The sequence below is a fragment of the Collimonas sp. NPDC087041 genome (assembly GCF_044745265.1).
Lineage (GTDB): Bacteria > Pseudomonadota > Gammaproteobacteria > Burkholderiales > Burkholderiaceae_D > Collimonas.
The window spans coordinates 29,204-50,868 of record NZ_JBIUZX010000010.1; the positions used below are offsets into that span (position 1 = coordinate 29,204).

General features: G+C 57.1%; 18 protein-coding genes and 1 tRNA gene. 4 read left to right on the forward strand and 15 right to left on the reverse strand.

Translation table 11 applies throughout. From position 1 onward, the window contains the following. Nucleotides 1-46: 46 nt before the first annotated feature. The 4 genes from ACIPF8_RS17655 to kynU form a co-directional block, all read right to left on the reverse strand. On the reverse strand, nt 47-358 hold the full coding sequence (locus ACIPF8_RS17655; RefSeq protein ID WP_400423498.1) for a c-type cytochrome: 312 nt from the start codon (nt 356-358) through the stop codon (nt 47-49). 185 nt (nt 359-543) lie between these two features. Then, on the reverse strand, nt 544-2,271 hold the full coding sequence (locus ACIPF8_RS17660) for an LVIVD repeat-containing protein (protein WP_400423500.1): 1,728 nt from the start codon (nt 2,269-2,271) through the stop codon (nt 544-546). A 74-nt stretch (nt 2,272-2,345) separates the two neighbouring features. Beyond that, on the reverse strand, nt 2,346-3,371 hold the full coding sequence (locus ACIPF8_RS17665; RefSeq protein WP_400423502.1) for a porin: 1,026 nt from the start codon (nt 3,369-3,371) through the stop codon (nt 2,346-2,348). A gap of 211 nt (nt 3,372-3,582) precedes the next feature. Continuing rightward, the gene (kynU, locus tag ACIPF8_RS17670) at nt 3,583-4,818 is read right to left on the reverse strand and encodes a kynureninase (protein ID WP_400423504.1); all 1,236 of its coding nucleotides are present in this window, start codon (nt 4,816-4,818) and stop codon (nt 3,583-3,585) included. Between the two features lie 358 nt (nt 4,819-5,176). Here kynU and ACIPF8_RS17675 point away from each other — a divergent pair, with 358 nt between their 5' ends. The 4 genes from ACIPF8_RS17675 to ACIPF8_RS17690 all read left to right on the forward strand — a co-directional run bounded on the left by ACIPF8_RS17675 (nt 5,177) and on the right by ACIPF8_RS17690 (nt 9,296). Further along, entirely contained in the window at nt 5,177-6,469 is a 1,293-nt protein-coding gene (locus tag ACIPF8_RS17675; RefSeq protein ID WP_400423505.1) for an MFS transporter, read from the forward strand. Nucleotides 6,470-6,700: 231 nt separating this feature from the next. Then, nucleotides 6,701-6,970 carry a type B 50S ribosomal protein L31 gene (locus ACIPF8_RS17680; RefSeq protein WP_061532390.1) on the forward strand — a complete coding sequence of 90 codons (270 nt, stop codon included), beginning with the start codon at nt 6,701-6,703 and terminating at the stop codon, nt 6,968-6,970. Nucleotides 6,971-7,273: 303 nt separating this feature from the next. After that, nucleotides 7,274-9,004, forward strand: coding sequence for an ArnT family glycosyltransferase (locus tag ACIPF8_RS17685; protein ID WP_400423507.1), 1,731 nt, complete (start codon nt 7,274-7,276; stop codon nt 9,002-9,004). 207 nt (nt 9,005-9,211) lie between these two features. Continuing rightward, a tRNA-Leu gene (locus ACIPF8_RS17690) sits at nt 9,212-9,296 on the forward strand. 224 nt (nt 9,297-9,520) lie between these two features. On the opposite strand, the gene ACIPF8_RS17695 is transcribed toward ACIPF8_RS17690, so the two are convergent. The 11 genes from ACIPF8_RS17695 to ACIPF8_RS17745 all read right to left on the reverse strand — a co-directional run bounded on the left by ACIPF8_RS17695 (nt 9,521) and on the right by ACIPF8_RS17745 (nt 21,652). After that, entirely contained in the window at nt 9,521-10,237 is a 717-nt protein-coding gene (locus ACIPF8_RS17695; RefSeq protein WP_400423508.1) for a DUF2968 domain-containing protein, read from the reverse strand. A gap of 190 nt (nt 10,238-10,427) precedes the next feature. Continuing rightward, nucleotides 10,428-11,795, reverse strand: coding sequence for a sigma 54-interacting transcriptional regulator (locus tag ACIPF8_RS17700; protein WP_400423510.1), 1,368 nt, complete (start codon nt 11,793-11,795; stop codon nt 10,428-10,430). A 12-nt stretch (nt 11,796-11,807) separates the two neighbouring features. After that, on the reverse strand, nt 11,808-12,143 hold the full coding sequence (locus tag ACIPF8_RS17705; RefSeq protein WP_400423512.1) for a DUF4282 domain-containing protein: 336 nt from the start codon (nt 12,141-12,143) through the stop codon (nt 11,808-11,810). Between the two features lie 28 nt (nt 12,144-12,171). Then, nucleotides 12,172-14,289 carry a pilus assembly protein TadG-related protein gene (locus ACIPF8_RS17710; RefSeq protein WP_400423514.1) on the reverse strand — a complete coding sequence of 706 codons (2,118 nt, stop codon included), beginning with the start codon at nt 14,287-14,289 and terminating at the stop codon, nt 12,172-12,174. A 39-nt stretch (nt 14,290-14,328) separates the two neighbouring features. After that, nucleotides 14,329-14,769 carry a DUF3613 domain-containing protein gene (locus ACIPF8_RS17715; protein ID WP_400423516.1) on the reverse strand — a complete coding sequence of 147 codons (441 nt, stop codon included), beginning with the start codon at nt 14,767-14,769 and terminating at the stop codon, nt 14,329-14,331. 41 nt (nt 14,770-14,810) lie between these two features. Next, a complete protein-coding gene (locus ACIPF8_RS17720) occupies nt 14,811-15,671 on the reverse strand; it encodes a tetratricopeptide repeat protein (protein WP_400423518.1) in 861 nt (286 codons plus the stop codon). Then, nucleotides 15,668-16,621, reverse strand: a complete 954-nt coding sequence (locus tag ACIPF8_RS17725; RefSeq protein ID WP_400423520.1) for a type II secretion system F family protein — start codon at nt 16,619-16,621, stop codon at nt 15,668-15,670. The genes ACIPF8_RS17720 and ACIPF8_RS17725 overlap by 4 nt, the downstream gene beginning before the upstream one ends. A 31-nt stretch (nt 16,622-16,652) precedes the next feature. Then, nucleotides 16,653-17,582: a type II secretion system F family protein gene (locus ACIPF8_RS17730; RefSeq protein WP_400423522.1), complete on the reverse strand. Its 930-nt coding sequence runs from the start codon at nt 17,580-17,582 to the stop codon at nt 16,653-16,655. 2 nt (nt 17,583-17,584) lie between these two features. After that, nucleotides 17,585-18,940 carry a CpaF family protein gene (locus tag ACIPF8_RS17735; protein ID WP_400423523.1) on the reverse strand — a complete coding sequence of 452 codons (1,356 nt, stop codon included), beginning with the start codon at nt 18,938-18,940 and terminating at the stop codon, nt 17,585-17,587. 75 nt (nt 18,941-19,015) lie between these two features. Next, on the reverse strand, nt 19,016-20,320 hold the full coding sequence (locus ACIPF8_RS17740; protein ID WP_400423525.1) for a CpaE family protein: 1,305 nt from the start codon (nt 20,318-20,320) through the stop codon (nt 19,016-19,018). Between the two features lie 24 nt (nt 20,321-20,344). Further along, nucleotides 20,345-21,652: a type II and III secretion system protein family protein gene (locus ACIPF8_RS17745; protein WP_400423527.1), complete on the reverse strand. Its 1,308-nt coding sequence runs from the start codon at nt 21,650-21,652 to the stop codon at nt 20,345-20,347. Between the last annotated feature and the right edge of the window lie 13 nt (nt 21,653-21,665).

A 21,665-nucleotide genomic window follows, 5' to 3' on the forward strand; every position in this document is an offset into this window, starting at 1 on the left:
CCACTCGACATTAGCTGTCGCCTGATGCGCGCCGACGCGGCGAGCATTACGGTGCAGCCACATTCAAACTCATCACCCAGTGCGCAAAGCGCTCCGCTTCCTGCGGCGTCAAGCCGGCGTTGGGCGGCATCGCCACATCGCCCCATTTCCCGCTGCTGCCTTCCAGCATGCTCTTTTTCAGCTTTTCGATAGCCTGGCGATCGTCTTTGTAACGGGCCGCAACCTCACGGAACGGCGGCCCCACAACCTTGTTGTCGATTGCATGGCAGGCACGGCAAGTGTCTTCGCTGGCTGCATTTACATGGCCGCAGAAAGTCGCCAGGAACAGCGTGGCAGCCAGGGTGGTTCGAATCGTCATATCTGCTCTCTTGTTGTTGGTTGTCGTTTAAAGGGATATCGCGGCAAGCTGTTGCCGCGATAAAAAAAGCCGCTCAGCTTTCAAGACTGAGCGGCAAATGCATGAAACATAAACACAGGGGGACAAACTTCTTCACACTGGCATGAGTGCCAAATCGCGGCGCTCATGCAGATTCTGAAAGCGCTCTATTTGGCGGCTTCCGGCATGCCGAATACCGGCTTGCCCAACAACGGCACCGACAAAGTGTAGATGCCGTGGTTTGAAAATACCCAAACCAGATGGCGATCCCATTCCACAAATATGCTGTGCACCGGGTTAGGCAACGCCCGGATCGACAGTGTTTGGGCATCGACCGTTTTCATGCCGGCATCGATCATCTTCGGTACAAAATACGCGGCGATGGTCGGGTGCAGCGGATCTTTCACATCAAACATCTGCATGCCGGCGTTGTAGTACGAATACGGCATGTAGCGCTGGCTTGGCGTGCCCGGCTGGATCTGCGCATAACCGCTGCGTTTCGGGCCGAAGCTGCCGCGCCGTTGGCAGAAATCGGTGAACGGCGCGCTCTTTGGCGGGGTCGGCGTCGGCAAGGTGTTGACAATCTTCGGATGCAGCGGATCGCGCACATCGATCGAGTAGATCGCTTTCAGCGGTTCGTAGCAGTCCTCGGTCATCGGGTAGCCGCTGTAGTAGACCATGCCGGTGGAATCGACCTTGGAGACATCGATATTGTCGCCCTCGGTGCCGGTCACGCTGACCGGCATATCGATGTGCGACACCGCCTTCATGTTCTTCGGGTCGGAAATGTCGATCACCCAGAAGCCAAAGCCGCCCATCGCTGCATAGCCATACTTGCCGCCCTGCTCGACCGGCTTCGGAATGAACAGCGGCATGCGCGATCCCATCCACGAGGTCTTGTTGCCCGCGCGCGGATTCTTCTTGTATTCCTCTTCTTCGCCAGCACGCGATCCTGGCGCCCACCAGGTTGACAGGCGCTTCGGCTTGGTTGGATCGGATACGTCATAGGCCAGCTGCGCGCCCGAATACAAGTAGGTCTTGTATTCGGTATTGCTGAAGCTGTTGTCCGGTGCTCCCGCTACGAACAAGTATTGATCGCCGTTATAGACCGGCACGTCCTGGCAGCCGGATCCTTCCTGCGGCTGGTCCTGCGCGGTTTGCTTGTCGTTCAGTGGCGTTTCCGACAGGATTTTCCAATCGGTCCATTTCGGGCTGGTGACTTCATAGATACGGAAGCCGCGCAACATCTTGCGGTCACGGATCTTGGAAATTTCTTCCGGATGCAGATATTTGTTATGCAGCGTGCCGTAGCGCGGCACTTCATAGCATTGCACCGCCAGCATCTTGTTCAGCTTCTTGTTGAACTTGACGTTGAATGGGCCGAACTGATGTTCGCCGGCCTTGGTGTTGATCTGTTTCTGCTGGATCACCTTGACGTCGTGCGGATCGGTGATATCGAACAGATTGTACATCCAGGTTTCATAGTCGTACAGATAGCGGCGTCCCTCGAAATCAAAGGATGCCTGCCAGCTGTGGCCGGCGCCGGCAACGTAAGGTACAAAGCCTTCAATTTTGACATTCTTCAGGTACTGGTTCTGATCCAGATATGTCAAGCTGCCGTCGACCGGGTGCGCACCAAAAGCATCGGGCGCCATGTCCGGGCTTTTGAATTTTCCGGTTTTCTTGTTGTAACCCCAGGTACCCGGTGCCGGGAACGCCGGCTCGCCCGGCAGCAGCGGGTCGCTATTGGTGGCTGCCGGCGGGGCATCCGGTGCGTGCAGATTGGCGCCGCTGCGAGCAGCCTGGGCAAAGGCGGACGTTGTCAGCAACGCCGACAACACGATCGCCACGGTGCTACAGGAAAATAGTTTGATTGTTCTGCCTGTCTCGTTCATTTTCTGACTCTCCTAAGATTTTTTCCCGACGTCGCCGCCGAGCTTGAAACAAAATTTATTGTCTTTACTGTCGATCAAAATCCGTGTCGCAAGCCAAGCTGCACGCCGCTGGTTGGCGCGGGATTGCTCGAGAACGTCACCGGGTACTGGATTGCCGTATTGTTTTTGGCGATGATGCGCGCGTAGTTCAGATACAAGTCAGTGCGTTTGGAGAAGTGATAGCCGTAACCAACCACGGCGCCGTTCGCATCCGACAGGTTGACATTGTTGGCATCCTTGCGACGCACATAGCTGCCGAAGAAACTGTTGCGCTCGTTCAGGTTGTAGCGCGCACCGATTTGCATGTCCCATCCCTTGCTCTGGAAAGCCACATACGGCGGATAGGCGTAATAGCCGTTATAGGTGTGATAGATGAAAGTCGGTTCGAGATCGCCAAAGCGATAGGTCAATGCGAAATAATTATCGCGCGATGTCGGTATCGCGTTGGAGCCGGCGACGATGCTCTTGGTGTTGGTCAAGTCGCTGACAAATCCGGCGTACAAGGGGCCATTGCGATAATCGACGCCGGTGCTGAGATAACGGCCATTCCTGGTGCCGTCTTCGGCGCCGGTGGAATACATGAAGCGCCCTTGGACACCGCCGATGCGTGGCGTGTTGTAATTGATCGAGTTACTTTCGCGATATGGCGCATAGAAAAACTCCATATTGCTGACCATGCTGTAGTCCGCCGACCAGCTTGGATCCGCATAACCGGCAACCCAGTACGAAGGCGTATTCTGACGCCCCAGTGACAAGGTGCCATAGGGGCCGGTCATGCCGACGAACGATTGCCGCGGCGTTGGACCAGCGCCGGTGCTGGCATCGAACTGCATCTCATGGGTGAAGAAAGCCTTCCAGCCGCCGCCCAGGTTTTCCGAATCGCTGAACACCAACCGCGAGGAATTCAAGCCGCCGCTGGAAATCCGCTCGGTAGCACCCTTCGGCGAAGAAATCCTTTCCATGTTGAGATCGATCCAGCCCGATATGGTCAGGCCCTCGTCGGCATGCACCTGCGCGCCAGCCAACAGTATGCCGGCTGCTACAACTCCCTTGATTTTCATTTCGTCTCCTCTTTTTTGGATTTTATTTACCTGTTCGCTTGTGCTGCCGAATCAGGTTTGTTTTCAAAACACGCTTCTCATCAATGATTGCCTTTACCCCTTTTTTTGCGATCCATGGCATGCGGCAGCGCACGACGTTGCATATCCATCGCGCGTCGGCACATGCAAAAACGAGCAAGGCCTTTCGGCATTGCTCGCATCGTTTTCTGTTTTATGTCACCGCTTTTTTGGCCAGGAAATGCGCCTGGTTCCATTCATCGCCGATCATGATTTCGGCTATCGCCTGGACCGTGTCGTAGACATCGACATAGCGCACGTAAAGCGGAGTGAAGCCGAATCGCAAGATATTCGGCATGCGGAAATCGCCGGTAATGCCACGGGCGATCAATGCCTGCACAATCGCGTAGCCTTGTGCGTGGGTCAGCGAGACCTGGCTGCCGCGTACAGCGCTGTCGCGCGGCGAGGCCAATCCGAAATCGTACTCCGACAATTTTTCATCGACCAGCTTGATGAATAAATCGCCCAGAGCCATGCTCTTGACGCGCAACGCGTGCATGTCGACGCCACCGAAAACGTCCAGAGCAGCGTCCAGACCCAGCATCGAAATCAGCGGTGGCGTGCCGCATTGCATGCGGTCCATGCCGGCAGCCGGCTGATAATCCAGCACGAACTCGAAAGGCCGCGCATGGCCGTGCCAGCCCGACAGTGGCTGCCGCATCTGCTGGTGATGGCGTTGGGCGACATAGATGAACGAAGGAGCGCCTGGGCCGCCATTCAGATATTTATAGCCGCAACCGACCGCCATGTCGGCATTGGCGCCATTCAAATCGACTTCCACCGCGCCCGCGCTGTGCGCCAGATCCCACACCATCAAGGCGCCAACCTGATGCGCCTTCGCGGTGATTTCCTGCATCGGATAAATGGCGCCGGTCCGGTAATTGACGTGCGTCAGCATGGTCAGGCAGATGCTGTCGTCCAAGGCGGCCAGCACAGCCTCAGGATTCGATTCGACGTAACGGATTTCGAGGCCGAACAATTCCGCGACGCCCTGCGCAATATACAAATCGGTAGGAAAATTATCCAGCTCGGTAAGAATTACCTTGCGTCCGGGATTGAGACGCACCGCCGCCGCCAGCGCCTTGTACAAGTTGACCGAGGTCGAGTCAGCCACCATCACTTCATCAGCATTGGCGCCGATCAGGCGCGCCACTTTGGCCGCGACGCGTTTCGGCACATGGATCCAGCCCGCATCATTCCAGGAACGGATCAATCCGCGTCCCCACTCGTTGGCGACCACCTCCTGGATGCGCGCCGGCAGATGGCTTGGCATGGCGCCCAGCGAATTGCCGTCGAGGTAAATCTCACCTTCCGGCAAAGTGAATTTCTGACGATACGCGGCGAGTCCGTCGCGCTGGTCCAACGTAATGCAATCTTGTCTCGTTACCATCTTCTTGTTCCCTGTCCTATCAATTGCTATTCTTATTACACAAACCGTGTGTACGATCCTTCTATCAACTCAGGCAAGCCGGGCATGCGTCCCGGCGTCATCTCAAACCGCTTGGCGGAGTGAACATGCGAGTCAGTATGCAACCCTCCTGGAATAAGCGAAAATGAAAAATTCTGCCTTTGCTATGCCATTAATTTATAGACGCAGCCTGCCGACCTGCTGCCAGCGGGGGCAAGTGCTGCCACGAAAAAATGATGATTTTCGGCAATGCCGGGCGGCGAAATGATAAGCCATCACCAGAACAATTCGACTGGTTAAATGCTATCCTTGCGAACCTCCATTTTTCGCACAGCTCATCATGGCTACCACTCAAACTAGGCAATCGAAATTCGGCACCGTTCTGCGGGTTACCAGCGGTAACTTCATGGAGATGTTCGATTTCTTCCTGTTCGGCTTCTACGCGACCTACATTTCCAAGACATTCTTCCCCGCGGCCGATGAATTTGCCTCGCTGATGCTGACCTTCATGACCTTCGGCGCCGGCTTCCTGATGCGGCCGCTGGGCGCCATCATCCTCGGCGCCTATATCGACCGGGTTGGCCGCCGCAAGGGACTGATCACAACGCTGGCGCTGATGGCGGCTGGCACCATGCTGATCGCCTTCGTGCCGGGTTACGCCACCATCGGCTATGCGGCGCCGCTGCTGGTGCTGATCGGCCGGCTGCTGCAAGGCTTCTCGGCCGGCGTGGAACTGGGTGGCGTTTCGGTGTACTTGTCCGAAATGGCGACACCGGGCCACAAGGGCTTCTACGTCAGCTGGCAATCCGCCAGCCAGCAAGTGGCCATCATCGTCGCCGCCGCTCTGGGATTCGGTTTGCAGGTGTGGCTGCAGCCGGCGCAAATCGCCGACTGGGGCTGGCGCATTCCATTCTTCATCGGCTGCATGATCGTGCCGGTGCTGTTCGTGATCCGCCGTTCGCTGCAGGAAACCGAAGAATTCATGGCGCGCAAGCACAAGCCGCCAGTACGCGAAATCCTGCGCTCGATGGTCGACAACTGGGGCCTGGTAATTGCCGGCATGATGCTGGTGTCGATGACCACAGTCTCGTTCTACCTGATCACCGTCTACACCCCGACATTCGGCAAGAGCGTCCTGAAGCTGAGCACTATCGATGCGCTGGTTGTCACCTTCTGCGTCGGCATCTCGAACTTCATCTGGCTGCCAGTGATGGGCGCCCTGTCTGACCGCATCGGCCGCAAGCCGCTGCTGCTGGCATTCACGATCCTGACCATCCTGACCGCTTATCCGGCACTGTCGTGGCTGGTAGCCGATCCGAGCTTCCAGAAGATGCTGGTGGTCGAACTGTGGCTTTCTTTCCTGTATGCAAGTTACAACGGCGCAATGGTGGTGGCGCTGACCGAAGTCATGCCGGTTGAAGTGCGGACCGCCGGTTTTTCATTGGCCTATAGCCTGGCGACTGCGATTTTCGGTGGCTTCACGCCGGCGATTGCCACCGGCCTGATCGAATACACCGGCGACAAAGGCGCGCCAGGCATGTGGATGACTGCGGCAGCTATTTGTGGCTTGTTTGCAACATTGTATTTGTACCGCAAGAACGGCAATCAGAATCCCGTCCCGGTAAAAGGCTGACACCAGGCCTGGCTGAAGCACAGATTCAGCCAGGATTGCAGACGTAGCGGGAAAATGAAAATCAGTGCCCAATTGTCGCCAAGGCACTGATTTCATTCATTTTTTCCAATCCATTGCGGGATTTATTGTATAATCTGCGGTTTTCCACCCCCGGCAAGTGATCGACAATCGGGTCAAGAAGCAGGACGACCGACGAAGTGATTGATTGGCTACCACTCAATTGAGGCAATTATGAAAGACGGCATTCACCCAAATTACCGCGAAGTTCTGTTCCACGACGTATCGAACGATTTCAAGTTCGTCACACGTTCGACTATCCAGACTCGCGAAAACATCACCCACGAAGGTAAAGAATACCCTCTGGTGAAGATTGAAGTTTCGTCGGAATCGCATCCGTTCTACACCGGCCAACACAAGATCGTCGACACCGCCGGTCGCGTTGACAAGTTCCGCAAGAAATTCGGTACTGTCGGTTCCAAGACTTCGATCGCCAATACTTAATTCGATCGTCGTTTCAAAAAGGCAGCTGCGGCTGCCTTTTTTGTTTTATCGGCATGATCGAGAACTGCCGGCCGGGCTTGCGCTCCAAAGCGTTCGCGTAGGCTGATTCAGCGGGTGAACCAATCCGGGAGGCATCGCAAAAAAAAACGATGCCCGAAAAAGATATCCAGAATAAAGGGGACTTCGAAAAACCATAGCCAACGTTGATTCGAGGTCACCAAAAAGCAAAGCCGGCCGTAGCGCAGTACACGGCTATCCGGCACAATATCCAGCAATCCAAATAATCGGTCAAACAATATTGTGATGAAGCCCGTCCGCCTTCCTGCTTCCGCCACCAGCGCACTGCCACGCTGGGCTCTATGGGCGCTTGGATTACTCTATATCCTGCCCGGCCTGATCGGACGCGATCCCTGGAAGAATGAAGACGCATCGAGTTTCGGCATCGCCTGGACCATGGCCCACGGCGGCATCCACGACTGGCTGATGCCCAACATCGTAGGCTTGCCGATGCCAGGCGAAAGCCCGTTGACCTACTGGATCGGCGCCATCTTCATCAAGCTGTTCGGCTGGCTGCTCGGTGATCCGTTTGCCGCGCGCCTGTCGACTATCGTTTTTTTCCTGATCGGCTCGCTCTCAGTTTGGTATGCCACTTACTTGCTTGGACGACGCAACGAAGCCCAGCCGCTGCGGCTGGCGTTCGGCGGCCAGCCCGAGCCAAGGGATTTCGGCCGCACACTGGCCGATGGCGCTTTCCTGATCTATCTTGGCTGTCTCGGACTGATATCGCACAGCCATGAACCGACCGCCAAGAGCCTGCAAATTTCACTGGTGGCTTTTTCGATCTATGTTGCCGTGCGCATGTTCGATACTCCCAACGCGACGCGCAATATTCGCACTGCCGCCTTGCTCGGCCTTACCCTGGGCCTGATGATCCTGGCGCGCGGCTGGACCATCCCGCTGGGCTTGCTGCTCGGTTTGCTGGTACTGGCATTCATGCGCGAAAAAAAGATCGCACGCAACCTGCTGTTGGTCAGCCTGCCATTGGCTGCGATTGTGGCCGGCATCTGGTTCGTTGCTACCTACCTGCTGCTGCCGCGCGATATCGATTACTTCGCTGTTTGGGAGAATATCAACCGGGCGCAATTGAGCTGGCCGAGCTGGGCAGCGCTCTCGTACTACTTCAAATACGGCATCTGGTTTGCGTGGCCGGCATGGCCTTTCGCCGGTTGGGCCGTGTATGCATGGCGCCAGCAACGATCGACATTGCACATCGCCTTGCCGCTGGCATTTTTCATCAGCCTGACGGCCGTGATATTGCTCAATCCACATCCGGAAGAAGGCATCCTGCTGCCGCTGCTGCCGGCATTGGTGATCCTTGCTGCATTTGGCCTGCCGACCATGAAGCGCGGCGCGATCAACGCGGTCGACTGGTTCTCGGTCATGACCCTGACCGCTTGCGCTGCATTCATCTGGCTGGCCTGGATAGCCAAGGAAAGCGGCTGGCCGGCGCAAATCGCCAAGAATGTCTACAAGCTGGCGCCGGGGTTCAAGCCTGAATTCAACCTGGTGGCGCTGATCATTGCCTTGCTCGCTTCGGTATTCTGGATCCTGTTGGTGAACTGGCGCCTGTCGCGCCGTCCGTCGGTGCTGTGGCGCGCCGTGGTGCTGTCTTCAGGCGGCGTGATCCTGTGCTGGCTGCTTCTGACCACGCTGTGGATGCCCTGGATCAACTACAGCAAGAGCTACGCCGGCGTCGCCGCCCAAATCGACGAACACCTGCCGGCCGTCAAACAATGCGTCGACACCAACGTCGGCCCGGCCCAGCGCGCCTCGTTCGCCTATTTTGGCGACATCCCATTTGGCGAATTCGGCCAGCAGCATTGCGATTACCTGCTGTATCAGGACAACGCCTCGGTCAAAACGGACGACGCGCTGTGGCGCCAGTTCAAAGGTAACTGGAAGCTGCTGTGGACCGGCCGCCGGCCGTCCGACCGTGATGAACGTTTCCGCCTGTACCAGCGCGTCGGTAACTGACAAACTGAGGTCCTCGAAAAATCGTAGCGAGCATCGCAGTGCCGAGATTGGGCCGTGCAGCAGGTTTTTCGAGGTCCCTATTGATCGTGGGCTGGAAATCAGTCATAATAGCGGACGCGTTGCAGAGCAAGGCTGTATAGCAAAGCATGCGAGACAAATACACGGCAATCTGAGCGCGCCGATGTAGTTGTTAATGTATTTCACTCTGCCCGGGTGATGAAATTGGTAGACGTAGGGGACTCAAAATCCCCCGCCGCAAGGCGTGCCGGTTCGAGTCCGGCCCCGGGCACCAGATTTTGCAAAAAAGCACTGACTTGCTCAGTGCTTTTTTCGTTTCCGCTGTATTTTTTCAAACTCCCACCCCAGGCATTACAACGACAATCATCTACAAGATGATCTTGTTGCCAATCTCGTTCGCCACCATTCCGGCGGGAACCATGGACAAAAAAAGACCAGTATATTTTGGCAAATATACTGGTCTTTAGAGTCCGGCAAACTGTCTATACAGTTATCGAATTATTTCGCCACAGCCGCCTTGCCGTTGGTCAGGTTGATATTTTCCAAGGTAGTCTGCTGCGCTTCCAGCGTGCGGATGCGATTCTGCAGCGCCGTCAACTGACTACGCGCAGCTTGCTGCTTGTTGCCCAACAACTGCGTTTGCTGACGTGCCTGGTCCTGCTGAACGGCGACGCTCTGCTCCTGCTGCTGCTGTACCGCCAGATCGTTTTGCAAAGCGCTCAGGCGCGCTTCCTGGGTCGATATCAGCTGTTCGGTGTATTCCTTTTCCGCTTCCAGCTTGATGCGGCGTATATCCACCTCGGCCAGCTTTTCGGTCTGACCGACGAAGTTCTTGTAGGTTTGCTCGGCTTGCGTATCCGATGTGGTTTTGACGACGCGCCAGAAATTCTTTTGCTGGAACAGGGCGACGTAATAAGTACGGTTGTCCGGCTTGAACAGCAGACTGGAACCATAGTTGCCGTTATACGTGGTGCGCAACTCGCTGATGCCTTGGCCTTGTTGCATCAATTGCTGCAATTCGCCGATGGTGCTGTTGGCGTTGCTGGCGGCCGGCTTGGCGCTGGCTGCCGCGGCAGGAGAAACTGTGGCGCTTGGCGATGTACCGGCAGTCGCTGCTCCGCTCGAGGTGGACTGCGCCATTGCGTTGATCGACAAACCTGCCAGGAACAATCCCAGCCCGAATCCATTGATCACATTGCGTACATTCACATTCATCCCCTGATTCCTTCGCTAACAATGATTTTTGTAGGTACAAGCCACGATATTGTAGTCAATTCTAGCTGCAATCCTGTTGTTATTGAGCATTGTTTTTTATAAAAATGACATTTTTATCATTCTTTTTTACTGTTACCGATATCACCCGAGCGGCAGCGTGCATAATCCATCATCGCCCGTCAGCAAACGGTTACTCCGCCTCACCAATCGCTTCGGTATCGGCGATCTGGAATTTGCGCATTTTTTCCCACAACACCTTGCGGCTGATGCCGAGCGCATGGGCAGTATCCTGGCGCCGCCAGCCATTGGCATCCAGCACCGACAGGATGCGATTACGTTCTGTCATGTCCCATTTTTTACGGACCGCTGTCAGGTCATTGCCTTCCGCCGCCCGCTCCATCGTTCCCAGCGTTTCAAATACGCGGTCGATACGCGTACGATCCCAGCTTCCTAACTGCCGGTAGATGATGCCGACCCGCTCCGCCACATTGCGCAACTCGCGCACATTGCCGGCGAATTTAGCCGTTGCCACTTGCTCCAGCAGCCACTCGGGCGGCGCCGGCAGGTCGCTGTAGGTCTGTGTCAGCAAAGTATTGAAAATCGCAATCTTGTCGACGCTACCGCGCTCTTCCAGATTCGGCACTCGTAACTCGATCACCGCCAAGCGGTAATACAAATCGGCGCGGAACATGTCCTGCTGCACCTGCTCGCGCAGGTTGCGGTTAGTCGCTGCCACCAGCCGGAAATCCAGCTTGACCTCAGTTTGCGAGCCGAGGCGGGTCACGCTGCTTTGCTCCAGCACGCGCAGCAGCTTGACCTGCTGGTACAGCGGCAGATCGCCGATCTCGTCGAGGAAAAGAGTGCCGCCATCAGCCTGCTCGAAATAGCCTTTATGCGCCACCAAGGCGCCGGTAAAAGCGCCCTTGGCATGACCGAAGAACAGCGACTCGAACAAGCCGTCCGGAATCGCTCCGCAATTGACTGCAACAAATGGACCATGCCGATAACGACCGTGGCGCTGGTGCAGCAACTGCGCAATGCGCTCCTTGCCGACACCAGTTTCACCGACGATCAATACGCTGGATTCGCAATCGGCAAAGGCTTCCGCTTCTGAGACCAGCGTCTGCATGCATTCGGATTGCGCGATCAATGGCTGCGGCATGCGATCTGTGCTGGCGCTGGCATGCAACTCCGAGGCCAGCCGGAACACCAGCTTGCGCAGTTCGGCGCAGGTGAAATCGAGCATCAGGATGTGCGAATACTCGACCGGATACACGCGCGGATTGGCAGCGCGCCCCACCTCCGCCACCCAGATCACCGGCATACCGTGCGACTTTTGCCAGGCGTCGGCGGAGAACTGGGCCTGCTCGATCACGGTGACCGAGATCACTGCTATCGATGGCCGCGACGATACCTGATCGCGCGTGACCGGCATTTCGTCGGCACGGATCACCTCGATATCGAAACTCGCCAGACACAGAGAAATCCGGTCTGCGATATCCGATTTGCCTTCCCATACGTATATGTCGAGACTTTCTTGCAAAGGCTTGTTCTGCATGGTTATCTCTTCTCAGTCGCCGTCGCGCAAAACCGGCTGGATCACAGCCGACGCCTGGCCATGGCGCGACAGCAAATCACGAATTTCAACCAACCGTTGGTAAATATTAAAAGCCAGAATCCACAACTCGCTGACCAGGCGCCAGATCAACAAGGACAACAACAATGCGACCAGCGTCAACAACATGCGCCCCACTCCGCCGCCAGTGTTAAAAAAACTGGCGACACCGGCTACCAGGATCACCACAATACCGATCCAGTAGATCAACTTGATCAGCACTGGGGCGATCAGTTTTTCAAATCCAAAAAAATAAAACAGCTTACCGAATCTGGTTTGATTGTTCGTCATGTTGAAATTATTGTGCATGTCCATTTGATTAATAAACCAGCTTGACGCTGGTGCCGCCGCAATTCAAATCCATCAGGTTGACGTCAACCAGCCCCAGCTGAATACCGAGCAGGCCGTTCAATATTGTCGACAGTGCGCCACCCAGCACATTCAAGATCGGCTGCAACAGATTGATCAAAAGACCCACTGCCGTGAGCAGTGCGTTTGAAATCGTCGTGCCGCCGCTAGTCTGGCTACCGCTCAGTTGATTTGACAAGATGCATTGACTGTTTCCCAAACACACAAGGCCACTGACGATCTGACCGATGGTGTTGAGCAGGTTATTGACCAGTCCACCGACATTCGTCAGTATTCCCAACACATTCACAGTCAACAGGTTACCCAAGATGCTGGTAACGCTAGTACCCAATCCGTTGACAAAATTGCTCAGGCTGCTCAGTGCATTGGTGACCATCGACTGGGCATTGGCCAAATTCTGTCCGTTAAGTAAGCCGGTAGCTAAATTATTGCTATTCACTCCGCTGCCACCCAATAAGCTGCCGGCCAGAGCGCCAGTCAAGGCGCTGAACAGATTCGATAGAGTTGTGCCGATTTGCAGGTTGTTATTTCCAGTCGTAACCGTCTGCCCCTTGCTCAGTGTCACGTTGTTGGTATTCTGCAGGCCGTCAACCGCGATTGCCTTGTTGATCGTCAACACTCCGTTGAGCACATTGACCATCGGCCAGTTTGTCAAATTCGTCTTGCACGCGCCGTTAGTCGAAAAAACCGTGCTGCCGTCCACGGCATTATTAATGCTGCCTGCGCACAAGCTCAGAACCGGCGCCTGCACCTGGATCGTCGCCAAGTCGTTGCCACTGCTATCTTTTGCCGTGCACATGTCAGTCAACGTTCCAAGTCCGTTAACAACGTCGATAATCAACGGCAGATCGACATTCAACAAGTTCAGATTCAACAGGTTGCTCTGAATCCGCGCATACAACCGGACCTGCGAGGTGAAAGCGGTCGTACCGATCCCGCCAATGCCAATCGAAGGTGGCTCCACAATACCGGCCAGGGTCGTTACGGTAGCGACACCAGGCAGGCTAACGCCAAGACTAACGCTGCCGAAACGGTGGCTATTGGCTATCCCGATCGCCGTGTTTAAGACGTTCAGCGCATTCACGTTCGCGTTCAATGCGGATTGGCCATCAGCCACATTAATCAAGGTAAACAACCCCCCTTGTCCGCTGGCATCGGACAACAGCGGAATCATCACATTGAGCTGACCGACGGTCAGGCCACCTAGCGCGCTTATCAGATTCTGCTGACCGCCAACGGTGGTAATGGCGCCTAATAAGGCCTGCAAGGTACACATGCCGTTGCTGCAGCCGGCGGTGTTTGCTTGCAGTATCTGCTGAATGGTTCCGACATCCGCATGCAATGGAATTTCAAAGCCCAATGCCTGCAGCAAGCCATTTGGAGTAATTGATACGTTAGCCAGTCCATTGTAGGAAACCAGCGACGTACCGTTCAGATTGAGTCCGATTGCCGACAGCAGACCCGGCACCACGCCGCCGTTGATTGCCAACAATTGAGAGCCAACTGAAAAAGCAGCATAAGGATCGCTGACAGCTGCAATCGCCTGCCCATTGATAATGTGTGTTCCCCAGCCAAAAAAAGTGGGAATGGACTGCGACAAGACTACCTTGACCGCATTCAATCTTGTACCTGACGCGGCTGGCGTTGAAAAATAGTTCGGCGCCATCGCCGCATTGGCGACCGGGTCCCAGCGGCCGCACGTCACTGTCAGTGTATTTGCGGCAGTGCCGGGTGTACCTGTGACAAAGCCGTTGACCTGAGCGTTGGCGCTGGCGGCCTGCGCCGGCAGATCACCCGATGCGCATGTAGTAGCGGTGCTGGTAAATGTCTGTGAACTAACCAACATTTGAGCACCGGCCAAGGCCGCCAGATCAGCCGTCTTCTGCAAATCCCGCCGCATATAAAACATGTAGCCAATATCGATCGATGACAGCAGGATCACGATCACTGAAAGGAAAATAGCTGCCATCACTGCAATCGACCCATGCTGCCGCAGCCGGTCACGCCGCATGCGGCGAACAGGAAGGTGGCATGGCGACTGGATGCGCGATGAGGTCATGGAAGGCATTCGACTCGGCTCAAGGTTGCTTGAAGAAATTTCGGATTGCTAATTGTTGCTTGTCACCTTCTTTTCAAAATTTTCCGGCAACGGGTGCTTAAAGCTATCGAGATAACGTTGCCAACTAGCTGTTGCGGTGACTCCCAACATCGGCAATCGCGGGCCTGCCACCCTGCCATCGGCTTGTGCCTGCAACAGCGTGCGGGTTACGTCGCCGATCTGTACGCTGCGATAACGTTCGCGCGGAGCAGGTGTTTCCGTCTGTGCGGCCGATGCGGCCTGGCTTACCGCCTGCTCCACCGGTGCGCTTTGCGCAACCTGCGCGACGGCCGGTACAGGCGCATTTGTCGTTGCGCTGACAGCCGGCTGTATCAAGCGGCCGTTACGCGACGCCGCATCCTGTGCGAACGCTGGCTGGATCGCCACTGCCACCAGCAATGCACAGCCAGTCAAATGGAAATAATGGCGAAGCAGTATTTGCGTTTTCATTTGCCACCTCTTGAACAAAAATTAGACAGCGTCATTTGGTCTCAGCCGCCATTGCCGAAACGATCGAGCATCGATTGGAACGGCGTCGCGGTCTGCTGCACCGGTGCGGAATTGGTGGCTTTGGCGGCAGCTGCGCTTGGTATCGCCATCACCACCGGTTGCGGCGCCTGGCCGATTTCGGCTGCCAGCCGATATACCGTGGCGCGGCTGTCTGCCGACAACGCCGCCTTGTCCATGACCGCGCGCGCTTTTTCGCCATCTCCCGACACCAGCAGCAACAGCGCCAGATTACCGATCATTTTTCGATTGTCCGGCGCCAGTTCAGCAGCTTGCGCCAATGGCACCCGGGCGCCGGCGACATCGCCGCTGCGCAACAAGGCGAAACCCAGGTCACTCAACATCACAGGATTGGTCGGCTCGCGCTTGACTGCTTCACGCAATGCAGTCGCTGCTCCTTTGTAATCGCTGTTCTGCGCCGCCAGCAGGCCTAGGCCATGCCAGGCTGCACCGGCTTCGGTGGAATTCAACAACTTGCGATAGGCTGCCTCCGCTGCCGCGCCCTGCTTGGTTTCACGCAAGGCATCGGCGCGCAAGCGCTGTACTTCCGGGGTGCTACCGTTTTGCTGTTCATAGGCATCGATATGCGCCAGCGAGGCGTAGTACATGCCTTGCTCCTGCATCTGCCGTATCAATCCCAGGTACATGCCCTTGTTGTCCGGTGTCGGCGCCTTCTCTTCCGCCTGCTGACGCAGCTGGGCCGCTTCGTTCTGCTGCGCATACACGCGAGCCGAGTTACTGGCGCAGCCACCGAGCGCCAGCGCTGCTATCACGATGGCCGGCGCCAGGAACAATCCCGAACGTCCACCAGGCTGCGCGGAGCACAACGATTTCCTGTCATTCATATATTTGCTCCCATTTTCGACAAGGCCCGGATCACGGCCAGAAAGCCGACCCCTCCGGTAATCACCAACAAGCCAGGCAACAGGGTCAACACCATCACCCCTGTCATCTTCACGGTCAGTTTGCCTATCTTTTCTTTCATGTCCAGTTTGCGTTGTTCGCGAATGCGCTCGCTGAATTGCTTCAGTGGTTCCTGCACCGCGCCGCCATGATGCTCGACCTGCACCAGCAAACGCGATACGGCATGTAGATCTTCGTTGTCGAATATGGTCGAGAAGCGCCGCATCGATTGCTCGCGGCTGCGTCCGGTGCTGTACTGACGCCCGGCGATGGCCAGCTCCTGACCCAGCACCTTGAGTACGTTGCTGAATTCGTTTTCAATCACGTGCAGGCTCTGATCGACCGACAAACCCACGCCTTGCAGCAAACGCAGCAAGTCGATCAGCAAAGGTAGTTCTTCCGCAGCCAGCCTCTGACGTTTCTTGGCAACCCGCTGCATCACCCATTTCGGCAGCATGTAGCCAAGCGCCATACCGAAAAACAGGATCAACAGTAATTTGATTCCACCACCCGAGCCAAACAGGAACAGGCCGATCAACGGCAAAAAGATTGCCAGCACCACCCGCGCAAAAAAGAACCATGCCTTGCCGTGCCTGTCATTAACCCCGCACTGATCCAACAAATGACGATCCTCTTCGGCCACCAATTGCCGACCCAGCGGCGTGTCCAGCCAATCGGCGCTGAGCGCCACCAGCCGGTCCCGCCAGTGCAACTGCGTCGGCGCCGTTGCCACGCCGCTCGGATGGTCATGCGCGGCAATCTTCTGCTCAACGGTGTCGAGGTTGCGCTTGAGACGCCAAGCCCGCGCCAGCAGCGCACCGCCAACCAGCAACAGGGCCGAAGCCAGCAGCAGGATTGCCAGTACGATCAGCGTGTGTTGTGTTGTGTTCACCGTAGTTCCACCCTATCTATGTCCACGCCGGCTATAGCGTTTTCGCCAGTCGGTACAAGCCATAACCGCCGATCACTTCCAGCAGACCCGCACCGATCATCATCTTGCGGCCGATCGGGTCCAGCCACATGTTGGCAAACATGCTATTGTTGAAAATGATCAGGAACATGCCGATGGCAATCGGCAGCACGCCCATGACCCAGGCCGACAGCCGGATTTCCGCCGACAACGACACCATTTCGTTCTGCGCGTGCTCGAGATCGCGCATGAATGCCGCCATACGCTCCAGCACCAGATCCGAGCGGCCGCCGAAACGCGATGAGACGCCGATCACCGCTGCGACCAGATCCAGTTCCTTGAAATGAAATATCGCAGCCTGCTGACGCAATGCCTGCTCCAGTTCCACACCCGCCTGCACCTGGCGATTGGCGCGATCCAGCACTACTCGCAATGGCCCTTCGGTGCCGACAATGCCGGTCTGGAACGCCGAGCCGATGCTGTTGCCGATGGTGACCAGGCGCACCAGCGTATCCAGGAAGCCGGGCAACTGCCGCACCATGGTGCGCTGCAAGCGGGATGTCCTCAACCAGAAATAGAAGGCCACCAACATCACATACAAGACCAGGGTCCCTAGCGCAGATAGCCAGCCGCCGAACACGAGCGCCGACAGGATCAGCACCGCTCCAGGCACCAGCAAATTGGCATACAGGCGGCCATCTGGTTGCTGGATGCCGGCGCGCAGGAAGAAATGACGCACCGCTTCGATCTGCACATGCAACTGTGGTTGCTGGCCGATTGCTTCTGGCGCTTGCTGCTGCATCGGCTGCATGCCCTGCAACTGGCGGTCGACGAACGCTGCGCTAACGTCCTGCCGCGAGCGTCGTTGCGCGCGCTGCCAAAGCCATAACGCGACGCCACCCAACAGCAGGGCCGCTGCCAATAGCCATAACGCAATCCGCATGGCTAGCGTCTCCCTGTCTGGCCACCGGTGCTGGGACCAAAGCCGCCGGTGTTCGGACTGCCGGTGCTCTGCTGCCCAAGCTGACGCTGGCGTTGCAGTTTCGGCGCATGCGGGAATATCCCGAGCGACACCCAACGGTCTGCTTCTTCGCCATCCGGCGCGATATAACTTTCGTGCTTGTACAGCTCCTGCAGGGTGATGATGTTGTCGCCCATGCCGGTCACCTCGGTAATCGAGACGATCCGCCGACGGCCATTGGACAGCCGCCCAATTTGTACGATGAAATCCAGCGCACCGGCGATTTGCCGGCGCAGGCTGCTTTCGCTGCCCTGGAAACCGGCGAAACCCGCCAGCATTTCAATCCGGTACAGGCATTCGCGCGGCGTGTTGGCGTGGATCGTGCCCATCGATCCATCATGCCCGGTGTTCATCGCTTGCAGCATTTCCAGCACCTCGGCGCCGCGCACTTCGCCGACGATGATGCGATCCGGCCGCATGCGCAAGCTGTTGCGGATCAGGTCACGGATACTGACCGCGCCGCTGCCCTCGAAGCCGCCCAGCCGCGATTCCAGCCGCACCACGTGCGGGTGGTTGAGCGACAGTTCGGCAGTATCCTCGACTGTCACCACGCGTTCGTTTTCCGGTATGAAAAAGGCCAGCGCATTCAATAACGATGTCTTGCCGGAGCTGGTGCCGCCCGAGACCAGGATGTTGCAGCGCGCCTTGACCGCGTTATCCAGCAAGGAATAAATCTCCTGGTTCATGGTGCCGAGATTGAGCAGGTCGGTCGGCTTCAGCGGTTCCTTGCGGAACTTCCGGATCGACACCATCGGACCGTCCACCGACAACGGCTCGATCACCACATTGAGACGACCGCCGTCCGGAAGGCGGGCGTCGACCATCGGATTCGATTCGTCGAGGCGGCGTCCCAGCGGCGCCAGGATGCGACGCACGATGCGCAGCAAATGGGCGTTATCGGTAAACCGCAGCGTTTCACGCTGCAGCACACCGTGACGCGACACGAACACATCGTTATAGCCGTTGATCAGGATATCCTCGACCGTCACATCGGCCAGCAAGTCTTCCAGCGGTCCCAGGCCGGCCAGTTCCTTGGTCAGGGCATCGGCAATCTGCCGCACCTCAGCTTCATTCAGCGGGATGCGCTGCAGTCGCACGAAGCCGTCGACATCCAGATTGACGAATTGCTGGATCGCGCTGCGCGACCAGCGTCCGAATTCCGCGCCTAGCTCTTCGATCCGGGTCAGCAGATGATCGTAGGCTGCGGTCTTGATGTCCTGGAATTCCTGGGTATTCGAGAACGTTTGATCGTCGTCGGCAAACTCAATCTGGTTACTCACGTGGCTCTCCCGTCTTTCGTCAGACGCCGTTGCATGGTGATCTCATGGCCGCGGCGGAAATCGGCTTAATCGATCTTATTTTCGCAGCATGATTTTTGGCAGCCAGCGCCCTACTCCATGCTTGTGCGGCACCGCTTCATCGTGATCGAGCAAGCCATCTATCAAGCCGTCGATCGCTTGCACATAGGAATCGTGCGGCGCAACCTCATGCAGCAACTTGCCGCGATTGGCGCTGGAGGTCAGCTTGAGCGTACGTTCCGGCAAGGTCGCCAACAACGGCAACTTGAAGCGTTCGGCGATCTGTGTTGCCGCCATGCCGAAGCGGTCGTCATAACGATTCACCAGCAGGTGCCGCTTGCCGTCATCCGGATGACGTCCATTCAATTCCTGCAAGGTACCGGCCAGGGACACCAGGGCGCCGACGCTTTGATCGGTCACCAGCCATACCTGATCGGCGGCGCCAGCCAGGTTGGCGATGAATTCATGGTTGGAGAAACCGCCGAGGTCAGCGATCAGCACATCGAAATACAGGCGCAAGCGATCCAGCAGGGCCAGCGCGTCGTGATGCGACACAGTGCGCATCTCGCTCAGGCTGTGCGGCAAAGAAATCACGGTGACGCCGCCGGGGCTACGCGGCAATGCGGTGTGCACCAGTGTTTCATCGAAACGGCGCAGGTTGCGCACCGCTTCGGCAAAATCGAAATTTCCAGAGGCGCTCAGGTAGAGCTTGCCGTCGCCGGCGGGCAGTCCGAGATCCAGCAGTGCAACACGGCTGTCTGCAGGCAATCGCTTGTTGCCCGTCACGGTTGCGCCGCGTTGCTGGATCATGTCGGCGAGATGCACCGCCAAGGTACTGGTGCCGATGCCTGGACGTACGCCCAGCAAGGTCACCAGCTGGCCGCGCTTGACTGGCGCCGGCGCACGCGCCGCCGCCTTGGCCAAGACTCTCTGGACCACATCGCGCGCTTCCTCTTCAGAAGCGCTGACATCGATGAAATCACTGACGCCGGCACGCAACGCAGCAATCGCGCCTTCTGGAAACGCCATTGATCCGACCGCCACCAACGGCAACCCCGGCGCCTTCTTGGCCAGCGCCTGCGCCAGTTCAATGGCGTGCGCCGTGGTGCCAAGGAAATCGGCGGTGATGACGCTGGCACTGTCGTGTGCATGTTCGACGCCGGAAAAATCCAGCAGCACCAGCAAGGGATTGAGTTCAACTATGCGCGGTAGCAGTTCGGCCACCTCGGCCTTTTCCTGCAATAGCGTTCCCCACTTGCCGAGCGCAGCGCCCAGCCATTCCGCCTGCGTACTGTTGCGAGAACAGAAGACGAAGCGGCTGAGCGCCGTCAATTCATTCAGAGCCTTGTTGCGAGCATTCATCATGTGGTCCAAAAATGGTTTCGCCTACTTTGAAAATCCTGGCAACTCATCCCGGCCGGCCTTGCCGAGCAGGTAGCTCCCCCATGCGGTCGATGCGGTATTGCTGCGTTCCTGGGATTCTCCAGGCAATGGCAGCGGCACATTTTTGGCAATCGCCTGCACCACGTGCGGCGTAACCACAATCACCAGCTCCTTGTCGTCCTGGCTGTAGCTCAGGTTACGGAAGAAGGTGCCAATGATCGGCAGGTCGCCCAACAGTGGGATTTTGTTGACGTTTGATTGGGTAGTGCGCGAAACCAAACCGCCGATGATGAAGCTTTCACCATCGCCCAATTCAACCGTGGTGTCGGCGCGCCGCGTGGTGATCGCCGGCACCGATACGCCATCGGTGACGATGGCCTTGCTGTAATCGACATCGCTGGCTTCCGGCGCTACCTTCAAGGCGATCCGTCCCTTCGACAAGATGGTCGGTGAAACCGTCAGGCCGATACCGAATGGCTTATAAGTAATGGTGGTGGTGCCAAGTCCGCCCGATTGCGGGATCGGCAATTCGCCGCCGGCCAGGAAACTGGCGCTCTGGCCGGACAATGCAGTTAGTGACGGTTCGGCCAGCACGCGTGCCATGCCATTGCCCTCGATCAGGCGCAGGTTGTTGCTCAGGTTGTAGCTGCCACGGCTGAATTTGGTCAGCAGACTGAATGCCGACGAGGTAGTCGACAAGCCGCCATTGGACGCCAGATTGCTGGCCAGGTTGAAACTGAAATTTCCGCGGTTCAGGCCAAACCCAAAATCAAAGCCGATTTCCTTCAAGACCGATTTGCTGAACTCAACGATCTTGACGTCGATCTGCACCACACCGCTGCTGTCGATGGTCGACATGTCCGCGACCTTGTCTTTGCCCACCGCATCGACGGCAGCGGCAACGCTGTTCGCGTGAGCCATCAGGGAAGGCGATTGGCCGCTGACGACGCCCAGCGCACCATGCACATGCACCTCGGCGCCGCCCTTGCCGGACAAGGCCGCTTGCAGATCACCCTGTACCGTCACCCGCCATGTGGTGGGCGGCAGGCCTTTCGACCAGGCCGTCACAGTAGTCGACCCGGCTTTTTTACCGACCAGTATCACACTGCCGCTCTTGCCATCGGACCCGCGTACCATCAAAACATCGGCTACCTCCGGATCGGCAACGGCGATCCGTTCCAGCGTTCCCGCAACAGCCAGGCTTTGCTGCTCGCGCACGCCGATCGTGACATCTTTTCCGGCTGCCATCGACATGGCGGGAACGGCGGCTACACTCACTATCAGCGGCAAGAATAAGTCGTGTATTTTCATGAGTTGCGGTCAA

Excerpts from the sequence above, each read along its gene's own strand:
- ACIPF8_RS17680 (WP_061532390.1), top strand. The coding sequence starts at position 6,701 with ATGAAAGACGGCATTCACCCAAATTACCGCGAAGTTCTGTTCCACGAC.
- ACIPF8_RS17700 (WP_400423510.1), bottom strand. The coding sequence starts at position 11,795 with ATGCAGAACAAGCCTTTGCAAGAAAGTCTCGACATATACGTATGGGAA.
- kynU (WP_400423504.1), bottom strand. The coding sequence starts at position 4,818 with ATGGTAACGAGACAAGATTGCATTACGTTGGACCAGCGCGACGGACTC.
- ACIPF8_RS17710 (WP_400423514.1), bottom strand. The coding sequence starts at position 14,289 with ATGCCTTCCATGACCTCATCGCGCATCCAGTCGCCATGCCACCTTCCT.
- ACIPF8_RS17720 (WP_400423518.1), bottom strand. The coding sequence starts at position 15,671 with ATGAATGACAGGAAATCGTTGTGCTCCGCGCAGCCTGGTGGACGTTCG.
- ACIPF8_RS17730 (WP_400423522.1), bottom strand. The coding sequence starts at position 17,582 with ATGCGGATTGCGTTATGGCTATTGGCAGCGGCCCTGCTGTTGGGTGGC.
- ACIPF8_RS17695 (WP_400423508.1), bottom strand. The coding sequence starts at position 10,237 with ATGAATGTGAATGTACGCAATGTGATCAATGGATTCGGGCTGGGATTG.
- ACIPF8_RS17705 (WP_400423512.1), bottom strand. The coding sequence starts at position 12,143 with ATGACGAACAATCAAACCAGATTCGGTAAGCTGTTTTATTTTTTTGGA.
- ACIPF8_RS17665 (WP_400423502.1), bottom strand. The coding sequence starts at position 3,371 with ATGAAAATCAAGGGAGTTGTAGCAGCCGGCATACTGTTGGCTGGCGCG.
- ACIPF8_RS17675 (WP_400423505.1), top strand. The coding sequence starts at position 5,177 with ATGGCTACCACTCAAACTAGGCAATCGAAATTCGGCACCGTTCTGCGG.
- ACIPF8_RS17745 (WP_400423527.1), bottom strand. The coding sequence starts at position 21,652 with ATGAAAATACACGACTTATTCTTGCCGCTGATAGTGAGTGTAGCCGCC.
- ACIPF8_RS17715 (WP_400423516.1), bottom strand. The coding sequence starts at position 14,769 with ATGAAAACGCAAATACTGCTTCGCCATTATTTCCATTTGACTGGCTGT.
- ACIPF8_RS17655 (WP_400423498.1), bottom strand. The coding sequence starts at position 358 with ATGACGATTCGAACCACCCTGGCTGCCACGCTGTTCCTGGCGACTTTC.
- ACIPF8_RS17685 (WP_400423507.1), top strand. The coding sequence starts at position 7,274 with ATGAAGCCCGTCCGCCTTCCTGCTTCCGCCACCAGCGCACTGCCACGC.
- ACIPF8_RS17740 (WP_400423525.1), bottom strand. The coding sequence starts at position 20,320 with ATGAATGCTCGCAACAAGGCTCTGAATGAATTGACGGCGCTCAGCCGC.
- ACIPF8_RS17660 (WP_400423500.1), bottom strand. The coding sequence starts at position 2,271 with ATGAACGAGACAGGCAGAACAATCAAACTATTTTCCTGTAGCACCGTG.